Annotated in this window: 16 protein-coding genes; 11 read left to right on the top strand and 5 right to left on the bottom strand. The window is 73.5% G+C overall.

Translation table 11 applies throughout. From position 1 onward, the window contains the following. The coding region (locus ABEA81_RS28820) for an ATP-grasp domain-containing protein (RefSeq protein ID WP_345609124.1) at window positions 1-766 on the bottom strand (766 nt) is incomplete at its 3' end. Between the two features lie 130 nt (window positions 767-896). Here ABEA81_RS28820 and ABEA81_RS28815 point away from each other — a divergent pair. Continuing rightward, a complete protein-coding gene (locus ABEA81_RS28815) occupies window positions 897-2,267 on the top strand; it encodes an OFA family MFS transporter (protein WP_345609122.1) in 1,371 nt (456 codons plus the stop codon). A 61-nt stretch (window positions 2,268-2,328) separates the two neighbouring features. Here ABEA81_RS28815 and ABEA81_RS28810 read toward each other — a convergent pair whose 3' ends face one another. Then, window positions 2,329-2,517, bottom strand: a complete 189-nt coding sequence (locus ABEA81_RS28810; protein ID WP_345609120.1) for a hypothetical protein — start codon at window positions 2,515-2,517, stop codon at window positions 2,329-2,331. Window positions 2,518-2,717: 200 nt separating this feature from the next. Next, window positions 2,718-3,437, bottom strand: a complete 720-nt coding sequence (locus ABEA81_RS28805) for a GntR family transcriptional regulator (RefSeq protein ID WP_345609118.1) — start codon at window positions 3,435-3,437, stop codon at window positions 2,718-2,720. 155 nt (window positions 3,438-3,592) lie between these two features. On the opposite strand from ABEA81_RS28805, the gene arfB reads away from it, so the two are divergent. The 3 genes from arfB to ABEA81_RS28790 all read left to right on the top strand — a co-directional run bounded on the left by arfB (window position 3,593) and on the right by ABEA81_RS28790 (window position 5,894). Then, window positions 3,593-4,021, top strand: coding sequence for an alternative ribosome rescue aminoacyl-tRNA hydrolase ArfB (arfB, locus tag ABEA81_RS28800; RefSeq protein WP_345609116.1), 429 nt, complete (start codon window positions 3,593-3,595; stop codon window positions 4,019-4,021). A 236-nt stretch (window positions 4,022-4,257) separates the two neighbouring features. Beyond that, complete coding sequence (gene nhaA / locus ABEA81_RS28795) at window positions 4,258-5,388, top strand: Na+/H+ antiporter NhaA (RefSeq protein ID WP_345609136.1); 1,131 nt, start codon at window positions 4,258-4,260, stop codon at window positions 5,386-5,388. A gap of 23 nt (window positions 5,389-5,411) precedes the next feature. Next, window positions 5,412-5,894, top strand: coding sequence for a CBS domain-containing protein (locus tag ABEA81_RS28790; RefSeq protein WP_345609114.1), 483 nt, complete (start codon window positions 5,412-5,414; stop codon window positions 5,892-5,894). On the opposite strand, the gene ABEA81_RS28785 is transcribed toward ABEA81_RS28790, so the two are convergent. Beyond that, a complete protein-coding gene (locus ABEA81_RS28785; RefSeq protein ID WP_345609112.1) occupies window positions 5,876-7,180 on the bottom strand; it encodes an ArsB/NhaD family transporter in 1,305 nt (434 codons plus the stop codon). The two genes, ABEA81_RS28790 and ABEA81_RS28785, sit on opposite strands and share 19 nt — an antisense overlap. 157 nt (window positions 7,181-7,337) lie before the next feature. Between ABEA81_RS28785 and ABEA81_RS28780 the strand changes: the two genes are divergently transcribed. The 6 genes from ABEA81_RS28780 (at window position 7,338) to ABEA81_RS28755 (ending at window position 14,302) form a co-directional block, all read left to right on the top strand. Further along, entirely contained in the window at window positions 7,338-7,832 is a 495-nt protein-coding gene (locus ABEA81_RS28780; protein ID WP_345609110.1) for a phage holin family protein, read from the top strand. A gap of 19 nt (window positions 7,833-7,851) precedes the next feature. After that, the gene (locus tag ABEA81_RS28775) at window positions 7,852-8,784 is read left to right on the top strand and encodes an alpha/beta fold hydrolase (protein WP_345609108.1); all 933 of its coding nucleotides are present in this window, start codon (window positions 7,852-7,854) and stop codon (window positions 8,782-8,784) included. A gap of 35 nt (window positions 8,785-8,819) precedes the next feature. After that, the gene (gene purD / locus ABEA81_RS28770) at window positions 8,820-10,085 is read left to right on the top strand and encodes a phosphoribosylamine--glycine ligase (RefSeq protein ID WP_345609106.1); all 1,266 of its coding nucleotides are present in this window, start codon (window positions 8,820-8,822) and stop codon (window positions 10,083-10,085) included. A 251-nt stretch (window positions 10,086-10,336) separates the two neighbouring features. Beyond that, complete coding sequence (locus ABEA81_RS28765; protein WP_345609104.1) at window positions 10,337-12,211, top strand: hypothetical protein; 1,875 nt, start codon at window positions 10,337-10,339, stop codon at window positions 12,209-12,211. Window positions 12,212-12,367: 156 nt separating this feature from the next. Next, window positions 12,368-13,492, top strand: coding sequence for a pyridoxal phosphate-dependent aminotransferase (locus tag ABEA81_RS28760; RefSeq protein WP_345609134.1), 1,125 nt, complete (start codon window positions 12,368-12,370; stop codon window positions 13,490-13,492). A gap of 24 nt (window positions 13,493-13,516) precedes the next feature. Further along, the gene (locus ABEA81_RS28755; protein ID WP_345609102.1) at window positions 13,517-14,302 is read left to right on the top strand and encodes a potassium channel family protein; all 786 of its coding nucleotides are present in this window, start codon (window positions 13,517-13,519) and stop codon (window positions 14,300-14,302) included. A 3-nt stretch (window positions 14,303-14,305) separates the two neighbouring features. Here the strand turns inward: ABEA81_RS28755 and ABEA81_RS28750 are convergent, their stop codons facing one another. Next, window positions 14,306-15,322 carry a threonine aldolase family protein gene (locus ABEA81_RS28750; RefSeq protein WP_425570710.1) on the bottom strand — a complete coding sequence of 339 codons (1,017 nt, stop codon included), beginning with the start codon at window positions 15,320-15,322 and terminating at the stop codon, window positions 14,306-14,308. Between the two features lie 250 nt (window positions 15,323-15,572). Here ABEA81_RS28750 and ABEA81_RS28745 point away from each other — a divergent pair, with 250 nt between their 5' ends. Then, window positions 15,573-16,091 carry a SigE family RNA polymerase sigma factor gene (locus tag ABEA81_RS28745; RefSeq protein ID WP_345609098.1) on the top strand — a complete coding sequence of 173 codons (519 nt, stop codon included), beginning with the start codon at window positions 15,573-15,575 and terminating at the stop codon, window positions 16,089-16,091. Window positions 16,092-16,096: the final 5 nt, after the last annotated feature.

The raw sequence follows: 16,096 nt of genomic DNA, 5'->3' as shown, positions 1-16,096 counted from the left end.
CGCCGTTGCCGATGATCCCGACCTCGCCGTCGAGCTTGACGTAGTTGAGGTCCTTCGCCTTCGCCTTGGCTTCCAGGGGGTCCTCGGTGCGCTGGTCCACCAGGTCCGCGTGCCCGGGGTGGCGGAACGCGGCGTTGTCGTCGAGGGTGACCTTGCCGTCCAGGGCGACGATCTCGCCCTGCGCCGTCCGGACGAGGGGGTTGACCTCGACGAGGGTGGCGTCCTCCGCCACGAACGCGTCCCACAGGCTGGTGATCACCTTGGCCGCCTTGTCGGCGACGTCGCTCGGCAGCACGGCGGCGATCCGGGCGGCGGTGTCGGCGTCGACGCCGCTCAGCGGGTCGATCGGTACCTTCAGCAGCGCGTCGGGCCGCTCGACGGCGAGCTGCTCGATCTCGACCCCGCCCTCGGCGGAGCACATCGCCAGGAAGGTGCGGTTCGAGCGGTCCAGCAGGAACGAGAAGTAGTACTCCTCGGCGATGTCGCTGGCCTCGGTGACGAGGACGCGGTGCACCGGGTGGCCCTTGATGTCCATGCCGAGGATCGCGGAGGCCTTCTCCTTCGCCTCCTCGGGTGTCCCGGCCAGCTGCACGCCGCCGGCCTTGCCTCGCCCGCCGGTCTTCACCTGGGCCTTCACGACGACCGGCCCGTCGAGCTCGCGGGCTCGGTCGCCGGCCTCGTCCGCGGTGTCGGCCACCGCGCCGCGTGGGACGGGCACGCCGTGCGCGGCGAAGACGTCCCTGGCCTGGTGCTCGTAGAGGTCCACAGTGCGGTCTCCCGTCTCCTGCTCGAGCAGTGGCGGTCGACTGTATGCAGTATGGAGAAACTTGTCCAGAGGCCTTGTGTGTTGGGTCACGCGTGCCGCAGGATCGGCATACAGTATGGAGGGAGTCGCCATGGCGATGTCGGAGCCGGACGCCGTCCGGGAGATCCGCGACAACCACGGCCGCCGCTACCGCGTGGGCGAGTCACCGCAGGAGCTCATCGGCCGCCCTCGCTCCAGCGTGTTGTGGCAGGCGTGGCTGCCGATGGCAGCGGTCGGGGTGCTGCAGTACGGCTACGGGGCCGCGGTGCCGGCGCTGGTGGAACGCAACGGCTGGAGCCTCGTCGCGGCGATCTGGCTGCTCGCAGGCTGGACCGTGCTCCAGGCCGGCGTCGGCCTGCCCACCGCCTACCTGCGCGAGCGGCACCGCATCGGGCCGCGCCCGGTGATGGTGGCGGGCGCCGCACTCTCCGCGCTCGGGCTGGTCGCGCTCGCGCACAGCACCGACCTCGTGGGCGCGCTGCTCGGCTACGCCCTCCTCGGCGGCACCGGCGCCGGTCTCGTGTACGCCGCCTGCACCTCGACCGTGGCCAAGTGGTACCCGGAGCGCATGGGACGGCGGGTCAGCACGGTGACCGGGGCCTTCGCCTACGGGTCGGTACCGTTCATCGTGGCCGCGGTGATCGGCCTCGATGCCGGAAACCTCACGACGGTGCTCGACACCGCGGCGGTGGTGCTCTTCCTGCTCGTGGCCGGGCCCGGCCTCTTCTTCCGCGACCCGCCCGAGCGGTGGTGGCCCGCCGAGGTCGACCCGCGGGCGTGGGCCCTGCGCAACCCGGCCCGGCGGATGAACCCGCCCGCCATCCGCGAGTTCTCACCCGCGCAGGCCATGCAGACCCGGGTGCTGCCGGTGATGTGCCTGATCCTGCTCGGTGCCGGGGCGGTCTCCCTGTTCAACGCCGTGTTCGTCGTGGTCTACGCCGACGGGGTCACGGCGAGCGCGGGCGTCGTGGCGCTCGCCGCGGGCCTCTTCGCCGGCGTCAACGGGGCCGGACGGGCGCTGTCCATGGGCGTCTCCGACCGGGTGGGGCGCTGCCCCACGCTGAGCGTGGTGCTCTCGGTGCAGGGCGTTGCCCAGCTGCTGTTCGCGCTGTCGGCCACCACCGGGTCGACGGCCACGCTCGTCGTCGCGGCCGCGCTGGCCGGCCTCGGTGGCGGCGGGTTCTACCCGATCTTCGCGAGCCTCGCCCGGGAGTACTTCGGCGAGCAGAGCGCCCTCGAGGTGCACGGCCTCGTCTACAGCGCCAAGGCCGCGGGAGGGGTGCTCGGGATCGGGCTCGCCGCGCTCGCGGTCACGAGCTGGGGCTGGGCCGCCACGTTCGCGGGTGCCGCCGTGGTGTCGCTCGTCGCGGCCCGCGCCACCGGTGCGCTGCAGCGTCCCGGGCTGCCCCGCACCCTTCCGCTGCCCCGGATCCCGGAGGAGCGGTCGGAGTATGCCGTCTGAGCCTGAAAACGCCGGTGGCCGCCCCTCACGGGGGCGGCCACGGTGTGGTGCGGGAGACTCGTCAGGCCCGGGTGAAGGGGCGGTCGTCGGTGGCCGGGCTGGTCCGCGTCCTGAGCGGAGCGGCCTCGGCGCCGTGAGCGCGCTGGGCCTTCAGCGCGGCGTCGAGCCCGAGGCCGATGGCACGGCCGTCGGCAGAGGAGCCGCGCGGGAGGTCCGCGAGGGACCGGATGAAGTTGCGCAGCGTACGCATGCTTGTCACCTCCGTGATCAGGGTTCCCCGACCGCGGTCCGGCATGCAGGTCGGACGCGGCGGCGCCGGACGTTCGGCGCGCGGGGACGGCCGGCGCGCGGCGTCGCGCGTCGGATGGGCGTGCGGAACCCGCCGGTCGGGCGGGTGGATGCCTCGGCCTCGATGCCGAGATGGGGCGGGGCCCAGTCGGGCCCGGCCGGTCAGGGGACGCGGCCCCGCAGTGCGGGAGTGGCCTCGTCGACGTCGTCGCGGTGCTCCAGGTAGGAGCGGCGCGTGTGCTCGGTGTGGGCGGCCATGACCTCGCCCGCGCGGGCCGCATCGCCCGCGGCGATCGCGTCGATCAGCGCGGCGTGCTCGATCCAGGACTGCTCACCGCGGTGGCGGGCCACCGGGGTGTAGTACCAACGGACCCGGCGGTCGACCTGGCCCGCCAGCTCGACGAGCACGTCGTTGCCCGACATCGTCATCACTGCTTTGTGCAGCTCGGCGTTGAGTTCCACCATCGTGGTGACGTCCTCGGCGGCGAGTGCCTCGTGTCCGCGGTCGCACAGCTCACGCAGGTGGGCGACGCCCTCCTCGGTGGCCCTCGTGGCCGCGAGCCGGGCGGACTCCGTCTCCAGGAGGCTGCGTACCGCGAGCAGCTGGTCGGCCTCCTCGACCGTGGGCGCGTGGACGAATGCGCCCAGGCCCGGACGCAGGTCCACCCAACCGTCGTTCTTCAGCCACTGGAGGGCCTCCCGCACCGGTTGCCGGGACACTCCCAGCATCAGGGCGAGCTCGCTCTCCACCAGGTGCTGCCCCGGCTTGAGGCTGCGGCTGACGATCATGTCCAGGATCGCGTTGTAGACGCTCTCGCGGAGCGGGACAGGCCGGGCGATCCGCCGGCTGCCGGCCTCGGTGGGCGTCTCTGACAATGCCATCGCGTACTCCTGGTAGTGCGGTGGGCCGACCTTGACTCCCGGTCGACTGCTTACAGCATACAAAGTGCCGGGCCTGTCTGAGTTGTTCCCGACCGTGAACGTGCTCACTCCGGACAGAAGCGGCGGTTCTCCCCCGGGCTCGGCATGCTGGGTCCGTGGCTGAAGGGGATCTCCCGGTGCGACGCGGCGTGGTGCTGCCCGGCCGGGAGCTGCACTGGCGGTTCTCGCGCGCCTCGGGGCCCGGAGGCCAGGGCGTGAACACCACCGACTCGCGCGTCGAGCTCTCGTTCGACCTCGCGCGGTCGCCATCGCTGCCCGAGCGGCTGCGCGAGCTCGCCGTGCGCAGGCTCGGCGGCCGGTTGGTCGACGGCGTGCTCACCGTGGTCGCCGCCGAGCACCGCAGCCAGCTCCGCAACCGCGAGGCCGCCAGGGAGCGGCTCGCCGCGACCCTGCGCGACGCCATGCACCCCGACCCGCCGAAGCGCCGCTCGACCCGCCCCACCGGTGGCTCCGTCCGCAGGCGGCTGGACGCCAAGTCGCGCCGCGGGGCGCTCAAACGGCTCCGCGGCCGGCCGGACGACTAGAGGAGCGCGCCGGGCCGGCTCGTCGGCTCCGGAACGAGGGCGGACGGGACTGGGCCGCGAATCACAGCAGCCGACCCCTTCGCGCACGTTAGGGTCTTATCCGGGTGTGCCGGGAAGTCTGGTCGGCGACGTCGTCGTCGCGCCAGAAGAACCCGGAGCCGCCCGTGTCGGACCGCCGCCTCCCCGCACCCATCAGCGAGTTCGCGCGTTTCCTGCGCACCGAGACCGTCGGTGGGATGGTTCTGCTCGCCGCCACCGCCGTGGCACTGGTCTGGGCCAACTCGCCATGGTCGCCGGCCTACCAGGCGATGCGGGACGCGGTGGTGGGGCCGGCCGCCCTCCACCTGGACCTGACGCTCGCGCAGTGGGCCACCGACGGGGTGCTGGCGCTCTTCTTCTTCGTCGTCGGCCTCGAGCTCAAGCGCGAGCTCGTGATCGGCGAGCTGTCGACGCGCAGCCAGGCGCTGCTCCCGGTGGTGGCGGCGTTCGGCGGGATGGTCGTGCCCGCCCTGCTGGCGCTGCTCGTGGGGCGCGGCGCGCCCGGGATGGAGCAGGCCTGGGCCATCCCCGTGGCCACCGACATCGCGTTCGCGCTCGCCGTGCTGGCCCTCGCCGGCACCGCCCTGCCCGTGACGGCCCGGATCTTCCTGCTCGCCCTCGCCGTGGTCGACGACCTGGGCGCGATCGTGGTCATCGCGGTGCTGTTCAGCGTCGGCCTGAACCTCGTGGCGCTGGCGGCCGCCGCCCTGCTCGCCCTCCTCTACTGGTACCTGCAGCGCCGCCGGGTCACCACGGCGTGGTTGTACGTCCCCATCGCCCTCGCCACCTGGGTCGCGGTGCACGAGGCGGGGGTGCACGCCACCCTCGCGGGCGTCCTCCTCGGCGTCCTCACCCGGGTCGGATCGGATCCGGGTGAGCCGGACAGCCCCGCCATCCGGCTGGAGCACCGGCTCCAGCCGTGGTCGGCGGGGTTCTGCGTTCCGCTCTTCGCGCTCTTCGCCGCGGGCGTGCCGGTCGGGGCGGATGCCCTGCGGTCGGTGGTCGCGGAGCCGGTCGCGCAGGCGGTGGCCGTCGGCCTCCTGGTGGGAAAGGTCGTCGGGATCTTCGGGGCCAGCTACCTGATGGTGAGCCTCACCCCGGCGAGCCGGCCCGCCGGGCTCTCGTGGCGTGACGTGCTCGCCGTCTCGATGCTCGGCGGGGTCGGGTTCACCGTGAGCCTCCTGATGGCCGAGCTCAGCCTCGACGGTCCCGACGTCGACACGGCGAAGGCGTCCGTGCTGCTGTCGTCGGCGGTCGCGGCGCTGGTCGCGGCCGCGGTGCTCGCCGTGCGCAGCCGGGCGCATCGAGCGGGCGGCACCACCCGGTGACCGCCACCCCTATCCTGACCGCCGTGAGAGCCCGCGATCTCGCGCAGGACCTGCCCACCGTCCGACCGGATTCCGATGCGCTCGCCGCCGCGCGGTTGATCGCCTCGCACCGGCTGCCCGGTGTGGCCGTCGTCGACGCCGACGGCAACCCGGTGGCCGTGCTGCCGGCCTCGCAGGTGCTGCGGTTCGTGGTGCCCACATACATCCAGGAGGACCCCCACCTGGCCCGGGTCGTCGACGAGGCCACCGCGGACCGGTCCGCCGGAGCGCTCGCCGGGAAGCGGGTCGGCGACCTCCTCCCGGCGCGGGGGCAGCGGGTCGAGCTGGCCGCGGTGGAGGGCGATGCCACCGCCCTGCACTGCGCCGCCCTCATGGCGCGGCTGCACAGCCCGCTGGTGGTCGTGACCGACGACGGGCGCGTGCGCGGCCTGCTCACGGCGGCGCACCTGCTCGAGGTGCTCCTGTCGTCGGCGGAGGACGGCTCCGGTCAGGCCAGCACGAAGTAGCGCAGCAGGAGGTAGGCGTACGACACGCCGATCGTCGCGAACGTCACGACGAGGCCGTAGCGCGTGAACTGCCAGAACCCGATCGGGTGCCCGTTGCGGGCCGCGATCCCGGCGACGACGACGTTCGCGCTGGCGCCGATGAGCGTGGCGTTGCCGCCGAGGTCCGCGCCCAGCGCGAGGGTCCACCACAGCACCTCGGGCTGACCGTCCGGGCCGACGAGGCCCGCGACCACCGGGGCCGTGCTCGCGACGTAGGGGATGTTGTCGACGACGCCGGACAGCACACCCGAACCCCAGAGCAGCACGCTCGTGAAACCGAGCAGGTTCTCCCCGGCGAAGCCGCCGACGGCGTCCGCGAGCGCGCCGAGCACCCCGGACTCGACGAGCCCGCCGACCATGACGAAGAGACCCATGAAGAACGCCAGCGTGCCCCACTCGACGTCCTGCAGCGCCTGTTCGGTGGTCACCCTGGTCACCACGACGAGCAGGCCGGCGCCGAGCAGCGCGACCACCGACGGCTCGTACCCGAGCACGGGGTGGAACACGAACGCCACGAGGACGATGCCGAGCACCACGAGCGACTGCACCAGCAGCTTGTGGTCCTTGATCAGCTCGCGCTCGTCGAGGCTCATGATCTCGGCGATCCGCTCGTGGTCGGCCCGGAACGACGAGGCGAAGAGCCAGCGGCAGAGGCCGATCAGCACCGCGACGAGGACGATCACGACCGGGGTGAGGTGGACGAGGAAGTCGTTGAACGTGAGGCCGCCGCGGCTGGCGATGATGATGTTCGGCGGGTCGCCGATGAGGGTCGCGGTGCCGCCGACGTTGGACGCGAAGACCTCGGAGATCAGGTAGGGCACCACAGGAAGGGCCAACCGCTGGCAGATCAGGATCGTCACCGGCGCGACGAGCAGCACCGTGGTGACGTTGTCCAGGAACGCCGAGGCGGTCGCCGTGATGATGATCAGCAGCACCATCAGCGGGAAGGCCCGGCCGCGGGCGCGCTTGGCCGCCCAGATGGCCAGGTACTCGAAGATCCCCGTGTCCCGCATGACGCCCACGATGATCATCATTCCGAGCAGCAGGAACACGACGTTCCAGTCGACGCCGGTGTCCTCGGAGAAGAACGCGGCGTGCGCGTCGCTGATCCCCAGCGCGAGCACGAGTGCGGCGCCGCCGAGCGCAACGGCCGTGCGGCTCGCCCACTTCTCGGTGGCGATGAGGACGTACGCGCCCGCGAAGATCACGCAGGCGAGGACGGCGGGAAGGATGTCGGGCAACGGCACGCCTTCGGGGTAGTGAGGTGTGATCACCCTACGTCGTGACGCCGGGCCGGATGCAGAACGGTGGGTGGAGTCCGGCGCGTCCGACGCCGCACGAGGCCCGCTCTCGTGGAAGGATGGCCCGCGATCACCGGACCCGGACCGCACGAGGAGGACCGCGGTGGCCAGCCCGACCAGCCCCGGCGGCGGGGACGTTCCGCCCGTCCTGCCGTCGATCCCGCTCGCGCCCGAGCCCGTCCGGTCGGCGGGCGAGCAGTCGATCGGTGAGCTCGTGCGGGAGGCCACCACGCACGTGTCCACGCTCGTGCGGGCGGAGGTCGAGCTCGCGCGGGCCGAGGTCACCGCCGAGGTGAAGAAGGGGTTGCAGGGCAGCATCTTCTTCGTCATCGCACTGACGATCCTGCTGTTCAGCCTGTTCTTCGCGTTCCTCGCGCTGGGCGAGGTCCTCGACATCTGGCTGCCGCGCTCCGCCGCGTTCGCCATCGTCTTCGGGATCATGCTGCTCGTGGCTGCGCTCTTCGGACTGCTCGGCTACCTGCGCGTCCGCCGGATCCGCAAGCCGGAGCGCACGATCTCCACGCTCAGGGAGTCGGCGCAGGTGCTCGCGCACCGCGGCCACGACGAGGACGCGCACCCCGAGCTGACGGCCCGCTGACGGCGCGACGGGCGCCGGCGTGAGCCGCGCTCCGGACGCGTCCTCGCTCCGGTTGCCCGGCCCGTGGACGCACCGCGCCGTGTCGGCCAACGGGATCCGGCTGCACGTCGCGGAGTGCGACGGCGGTGGGCCACTCGTCGTCCTGCTGCACGGCTTCCCCGAGTTCTGGTGGTCGTGGCGCCACCAGCTGCCGGCGCTGGCCGCGGGCGGCTACCGCGTGGTCGCCGCCGACCTGCGCGGCTACGGCGAGTCCGACAAGACCCCGCGCGGCTACGACCTGTGGACGCTCGCCGGCGACGTCGCCGGGTTGATCCGAGCGCTCGGTGAGTCGCGCGCACACCTGATCGGGCACGGATGGGGCGGCCTGATCGCCTGGACGGTGACAGCGCTGCACCCGCGGCTCGTGCTCTCCCTGACCGCGCTCGCCGCGCCGCACCCGCTCGCCGTGCGATCCGCCGTGGCCCGCGACCCGCGCGGCCAGGGGCTGGCGACCGCCCGCTACGTCGCGGCGTTCCAGCTCCCGCGCTGGCCGGAGCGGTCGTTGCGGCGCGACGGCGGGGCGCGGGTGGCGCGGATCCTGTCGGCGTGGTCGGGGCCGGAGTGGCAGGCGTCGGAGGACTTCGCCGAGGCCGTCGGGCACTACCGGCGCGCCATCCAGGTCACCGGCGTCGTGCACAGCGCCCTCGAGTACTACCGGTGGGCGGCGCGCTCGCAGCTGCGTGCCGAGGGCCGGCGCTTCGCGGCCGCCGCGGCGCGGATCCCGACCGTGCCGGTGCTGCAGGTGCACGGCGCCCTCGACCCGTGCGTGCTCGTGCCGACCGCCGCCGCGTCCCGGCGCTGGGCCGGGGCTGCGCACGAACTGCACGTCATGGCCGGAACCGGTCATTTCCCGCACGAGGAGCGCCCGGCCGCGTCGACCGCTCTTCTCGGTGGCTTCCTGTCCTCCTCGTGAGTGGAGGCCGAAGCCGGCCTCTACGATGCTGCAACGTGCGCGTCCTGGTCGTGGGGTCCGGTGCTCGGGAGCACGCCATCGTCCTCGCCCTCGGGCAGGACCCCGGCGTCACGGCGCTGGCCTGCGCGCCGGGCAACGCCGGCACGGCCACGGTGGCGGAACAGCGGGGGCTCGACGCCGCCGATCCGGCCGCGGTGGCCGCGCTCGCCCTCGACTGGCGTGCCGACCTCGTCGTCATCGGGCCGGAGGCGCCGCTCGTCGCCGGCGCGGCCGACGCCGTGCGGGCCGCGGGGATCGCCTGCTTCGGCCCGAGCGCGGCGGCCGCCCGGATCGAGGGGTCGAAGAGCTTCGCCAAGGACGTCATGGCCGCGGCCGGCGTCAACACGGCTGCGTCCGTCGTGGTGGACAACCCGGCGCACCTGGACGCGGCGCTCGCCCGCTTCACCCCGCCCTACGTCGTGAAGGACGACGGCCTGGCCGCGGGGAAGGGCGTGGTCGTCAGCGCCGACTTCGACATCGCCCGCGCCCACGCGTGCACCCTCCTGGACGGTGGGCACCCGGTGCTGCTCGAGGCCTACCTCGACGGGCCGGAGGTGTCGCTGTTCTGCCTCGTCGACGGCGAGACCGTGGTGCCGCTCCTGCCCGCTCAGGACTTCAAGCGCGTCGGTGACGACGACTCCGGCCCCAACACCGGGGGGATGGGGGCGTACGCCCCTTTGCCGTGGGCATCGCCCGACCTCGCCGGTGAGCTCGTCGAGAAGGTGGTCGCGCCCGTCGCCGCCGAGCTGGTCCGCCGCGACACGCCGTTCAGCGGGCTGCTCTACGCCGGGCTGGTGCTGACCGCCGCCGGGCCTGCCGTGATCGAGTTCAACTGCCGCTTCGGGGATCCGGAGACCCAGGTCGTGCTGGCGCTGCTGCGCAGCCCGCTCGCCCGCCTGCTGCACGCCACGGCCACCGGGCGGCTGGCCGGGGAGCCGTCGCCGCAGTGGGCCGACGGCGCCGCCGTCACGGTCGTCGTGGCCGCGGAGGGTTACCCCGGCCCGCCCCGGGTGGGCGATGTGATCAGCGGATCCGAGGCCCCGGGCGTGCTGCACGCGGGCACGCGCCGCCGCGACGACGGGGCCGTGGTCTCCTCCGGCGGGCGGGTGTTGTCGGTGGTCGGCACCGGCGCTGACCTGCTCGCCGCCCGCCGAGAGGCCTACGACCGGTTGGAGCAGGTGCACGTCGCGGGCTCCCACCATCGGACCGACATCGCCCTCCGAGCGGCCCAGGGCGCGGTCTCAGTACCCGCTCCTTCGTGAAATAGGGTCCTCCGAACAGGTGACATTTGAGATCGCTTGGGCTACCCTCCAGCGCGTGAAGCGCAAGCTCATTGCCCCGATCGGGGTGAGGTGTGCTGGTCAGTGGTCGCTCTACGCGACTTGCACACTGACGGGTGGCACGCCAGGGTCTGCGCACCCGGGGTGATCACGTCGTCGCCGCTCCCCACGACGGCTCCCTACTGATCACGTCGGGTCCGATGTTCGCTCCCCCGAGAAACTTGAGGACTCGAATGACGAACAACGCACGGCCTCGACACTCGGCCCCGAGCCGCGCGTCGAAGATCGCCGGGCGCGCTGCGGTCGGCGTCCTGGGTGCGCCGATGGCCATGATGGCCGCGGCCGGACCCGCATCGGCCGCCGTGGACGCTCAGGTCTCAGACGACGACACCGGCACCGACCTCCAGCTGTCGATGGTCGGGTCCGTCCTGCCCGGGCTCGAGGCGCTGGGCGTCGACGGGCTTCCGACGCCGAACCTGCCGACCGACGGGCTCACCGGCGACCTCGACGTGTTCGAGGTGGCGGGGGCCCTGTCCACGGCGCCCGGCCTCGCCAACGGCATCGCGACCGCGGGCCTCGGCCCGACCGCCGACCTGCTGCCGGTGGTCAACGACCTGTCGGCGCTGCCGAACGGCAGCGACCTGGTCGGGCTGCCGGGCGCCGACGTGCTGCCGCTGGTCGGTGACCTCCAGGCGCTGCCCGAGCTGGGCACGCTCTCCGACGCCGACCTGGACCTCGCGGCGGTCGACGACACCGTCGGCAGCCTGCGGAGCACCCTCGCCGGACTGGACCTGGACGCGCTGCAGGACCTCGACCTGGACAAGCTCCCGGTCGACCTGCGGGACGTCCAGCTGGGCGACCTCGCCTCGGCGCTGGACGACCTCGACATCGACCTCGACGACCTGCCCAGCGCCCTGCAGGACCTGGATCTGGACCACCTGCCGAAGGTCCTGCAGAACGTCGAGCTCAGCCAGCTGCCCGCCGTCGTGGACGGGCTCGAGCTGGGCCAGGTCACCACGACCCTCTCGGACCTCGACCTGCCGGTCAACCTGCAGGACCTCGACGTCAGCGACCTGCGCTCCGTCCTCTCGGACCTCGACGTCCCGGTCGACCTCGACGACCTGGACCTCGACGAGCTGCGTTCGGTCCTCTCCGACCTCGACCTGCGTGGCCTCGACCTCGACGAGGTGCAGACGGCGCTGGACGACCTCGACGTCGACGGCCTCACGAGCGACGTCACGGCCACGCTCGCCACCGTCCTGAACGGCAACGCCCTGCGCGCGGGCCTGCCGCTCGACCTCGGCAACCTGGACGACGACGAGGCCCGCGGCCTGCTGGCCGGCGTCCTCGGCTCCGACGCCGACGACAACGTGCGCACCGGGCTGGTCTCCGGCCTGCTCGGCGGCTCGCGGGCGGACGACGGCGACGACGACCACCGTGGTGGCCTGCTGACCGGCCTGCTGGGTGGCGGGTCGAGCCGGCACGCGGACGACGACGGCGACAACGGCCACCGCGGGGGCCTGCTCACCGGGCTGCTCGGTGGCGGGTCGAGCCGGGACGCCGACGACGCGGACGACGAGGACGGCGACCACCGGGGCGGCGACCACCGTGGCGGCCTGCTCACCGGCCTGCTGGGCGGTGGCTCGCACACCGTCGCCGACAAGGACTCGGACGACGACGAGGACGCCGACGAGGAGCGGGACGGTCGTAGCGGCGGCCTGCTCACCGGGCTCCTCGGCGGATCGGACCGCGGGTCGTCCGACGACGCCGCCACGTCCGACGACGGTGACGACGACGAGACCACGGCGGACGAGGACAACGACAACGACCGCCACGGCGGCGGCCTGCTGTCCGGGCTGCTCGGGGGCTCCGACCGGGGCGACTCGGACAAGGCCGACTCCGACGACTCCGACGAGTCCGACCACGAGGACGCGGTCTCGGACGACGACAGCGACGACTCCGACTCGGACGAGGCGAGCTCCGACTCCGACGACGACTCCTCGTCCTCGTCGCACAAGAGCGACAAGAGCGACGACTCGGACGACGGCGACTCCGACGGCGGCGGCGACCGCTTCTCGGCCAAGCACCTGGTCTCCAGCCTGCTCTGACGCCCGGGATCGCATCCCGGTACCGGAATCGGCGGCCGCCCTCCATCGACGTGGGGCGGCCGCCGATCCGCATAACATCTGGTGGTGTCGATCCAGCCCGTTCCGCCCGCCCAGCTCACGGTCGCCGCGCGGGCCGCGGTGCCGCCGTTCCACGTCATGGACGTGTGGGCGGCGGCAGCCGAGCGCCAACGCACCCACGGCGACCTCGTCAACCTGTCCGCGGGCCAACCGTCCACCCCGGCTCCGGTCGCCGTCCGGGCCGCCGCCGCGGCAGCGCTCGACGGCGATGTGCTCGGCTACACCGTCGCGCTCGGGATCCCCGAGCTGCGCGAGGCGATCGCCGGGCACTACGCGCGCACGTACGGGTTCGACGTGCCTCCCGAGCAGGTCGTGGCCACCACCGGGTCGTCCGGTGGGTTCCTGCTCGCGTTCCTCGCGGCGTTCGACGCGGGCGACCGGGTGGCGCTCGCGCGCCCCGGCTACCCCTGCTACCGCAACATCCTCACCGCGCTGGGCTGCGAGGTCGTCGACCTCCCGTGCGGGCCGCAGACCCGCTACCAGCCGACCGTCGCGATGCTGGAGGCCCTCGACGAGCCCGTGCGGGGCCTCGTGGTCGCGAGCCCGGCCAACCCGACGGGCACCGTCATCGACGCGTCGGAGCTGGCGGCGCTCGCGGAGCACTGCGAGCGCACCGGCGTGCAGCTGGTGAGCGACGAGATCTACCACGGCATCTCCTACCCGGGCGCCCCGGCCACGTCCTCGGCGTGGGCGACGTCGCGGGAAGCGATCGTCGTCAACTCGTTCTCGAAGTACTTCTCCATGACCGGCTGGCGGCTGGGCTGGCTGCTCCTGCCCCCGCGGCTCCTGCGCGCCGCCGACTGCCTCACCGGCAACTTCACGATCTGCCCGCCGACGCTCGCGCAACGAGCCGCGCTCGGCGCCTTCGAGGAGTCGAGCTACGCGGAGGCCGACGGGCACGTCGCCCGGTACGCGGTGAACCGCGAGCTCCTGCTCGACGGCCTCGCCCGGCTCGGCATCACCCGCCTGGCGCCCGCCGACGGAGCGTTCTACGCCTACGCCGACGTCTCGCACCTGACGGTCGACTCGATGGCCTTCACACAGCGGCTGCTCGCCGAGACCGGCATCGCCACGGCACCCGGGATCGACTTCGACCCGGTGGACGGCGGCCGGTTCGTCCGGCTGTCCTTCGCCGGTGCCACGGAGGACATCAGGGAGACCCTGGCGCGCCTGGAGGCGTGGCTGCCGCGCGCCCGGGTGTGACCGTGCGCGCATACGCTCCGTGACATGGCTCCACCCGATCTCGTCGCCGAGCCCCGGATCGCCGCGTGGAACCGGCGGGTCGACTGGTGGCTCACCGGCCTCGCCGCCGTGTTCCTCGCCGCCTACGCGTGGCAGGTGCTGGACACGTCGCTCCCACCGGCGGGGCGGGACGCGCTGGAGTTCGTGCTCACCGGCACCTGGGTGGTGTTCGTCGTCGACTACGTGGTGCGGATCGCGCTGGCCCGCCGCCGCTGGTACTTCGTGCGCACCCACCTGCTGGACCTGGTGATCCTCGCGCTGCCGATGTTCCGGCAGCTGCGGGTGCTCCGGTTGATCACCGTGATCACCGTGCTCAACCGCCAGCTGCGCGACGACGCGCGCGGGCGGGTTTTGTTCTACGTCATGGGCGCCGTCGTGCTCATCGGGTTCGTCGCGTCGCTCGCGGTGCTCGACGCCGAGCGGTACGCGCCCGACGCGTCGATCACCACGTTCGGCGGCGCCGTGTGGTGGACGATCACGACCATCTCCACCGTCGGCTACGGCGACCGCTACCCGGTGACGCCGGAGGGGCGGCTCGTGGCGGCGTCGCTGATGGTGGCGGGCATCGCGCTGCTCGGTGTGGTGACGGCGTCGATCGCGTCGTGGTTCGTGGAGAACCTGCGGCGCACCGAGGCGACGGTGGAGCGGGAGCTGGATGAGGTGTCGGCCGACGTGGACCGCACCGAGGTGCAGCTCGCGGCCGTGCTGGCGGAGCTGCGGGCGATCAACGCCCGGCTGGACGCGCTGGAACGCAGCAGCCGGCCGTCCTGAGCCTCAGCGGCGCCCGGGCCGCACCGGGGAGCGGCGGCCGTCGGTGCGGCCTGCTGTGCCGTCGACCGGGCCGATCCGGCTCAGGGCGGTGGCGATGTCGGCGTCGGTGAGGTCGGCGTGGGTCATCAGCCGTACCTGGCCCGCCATCGGCCCGGCCCGCACGCCGGCCGCCTCGAACCGCTGGAGGGTGCCGGCGAGGTCGGCGACCGCGACGAGCACGATGTTGGTCTGCGGAACGGCGGCGTCCCAGCCGCGCTCGCGCAGGCCTGCGGCGAGCGTGCGTGCGCGGTCGTGGTCCTCGCTCAGCCGGTCGATCCGGTCCAGCGCGACGAGCCCGGCTGCGGCGAGCACGCCACCCTGCCGGACTCCTCCGCCGAGCATCTTGCGCAGCCGCCGGGCGTTCGCGACGAACTCGGCCGAGCCGGCCACCACCGAACCCACCGGTGCGCCGAGGCCCTTGCTGAGGCAGACCTGCACGGTGTCGACGCCCACGGTCAGAGCCCCTGGCGGCACGCCGAGGGCCACCGCGGCGTGCCAGAGCCGGGCGCCGTCGAGGTGCACCGTGAGCTTCGCGCCGCGTGCCGCGGCGACGACGGCCGCGTGCTCGTCCGGTGCGGTGACCGTGCCCCCGGCCGCGTTGTGCGTGTTCTCGAGGCAGAGCAGCGTGGTGTGCAGCGCGTGGTACGGCCCGACGCCGCCTGCCGCGGCGCGGCGCACCGCGGCCGGGGAGACCTTGCCCGGGCCGGCGTCGTGCTCCAGTGGGCGCGGCATCCCGCCTGCGAGCCATGCCGCCGTGCCGAGCTCGTTGTCCAGGACGTGGGCGCCTGCCGGGGCGAGGAAGGACTCGCCGCGGCCGAGGTGGTGCATCAGCGCGATGAGGTTGCCCATCGAGCCGCTGGGCGTCCAGAGGGCGTCGGTGGCGCCTAGCATCCCGGCCACCCGGATCTCCAGCTCGCGCATCGTCGGGTCGCGGTCGAGGACGTCGTCGCCCACCTCGGCCGCGGCCATCGCCGCCCGCATCTGCTTGGTGGGCTTGGTGACGGTGTCCGAGCGGAGGTCGATCGGGCCGTCGTGGGCCGATGATCGCCGGACTCGAGAGGTGGGTCGCACGGCCCTCGATTCAACCAGGAGGATTCGGTCCGGCGGCGGGAGGGTCACGGAACGATCACGGCGTTAGGCCGTTCGGGCGATTCGGCGCGGTCCGGACAACCCCGGACGAGCATGCTCGCGTCCCTTGCACGACAGACCGGCGGGAAGGGGGGAAGGCCGGGTGGACGACGCCAGCGAGCGGGAGTTCGCCGAGTACTTCCGCGCGCGCCGCGACGCCGTGCGCCGCACGGCCTTCCTGCTCTGCGGTGACTGGCACCGCGCCGACGACCACGCGCAGGCGGCGTTCGTCAAGCTGCACCGCCACTGGCGGCGCATCCGCGACCGCGACGCGCTGGACGCGTGGGTGCGCCGCACACTGGTGCGCTCCGTCGTCGACGAGTCGCGGCGGCCGTGGCGCCGCGAGCGGTTCACGGCCGAGCCGCCCGCGGACAGGGCGGTCGTGCCACCGGCGTCGGAGGCGGTGACGACGCGGCACGTGCTGGTGGACGGCCTGCGGGCCGTCCCGCCGCGCCAGCGCGCCGTGCTCGTGCTGCGTTTCCTGGACGGGCTCGACGTCGCCGGCACGGCCGCCGCGCTGAACTGCAGCGAGGGCACCGTCAAGAGCCAGACCGCGCACGGCCTGACGGCGCTCCGGGCCGTGCTCGGCGACGCGCTCGACGACCTGCGGCCGGCCGGATAGGGGAG

It is taken from the genome of Pseudonocardia adelaidensis (assembly GCF_039543345.1).
GTDB lineage: Bacteria > Actinomycetota > Actinomycetes > Mycobacteriales > Pseudonocardiaceae > Pseudonocardia > Pseudonocardia adelaidensis.
Note: the sequence above shows the minus strand (reverse complement) of the source record. Positions and strands in the feature narration are given on the sequence as shown.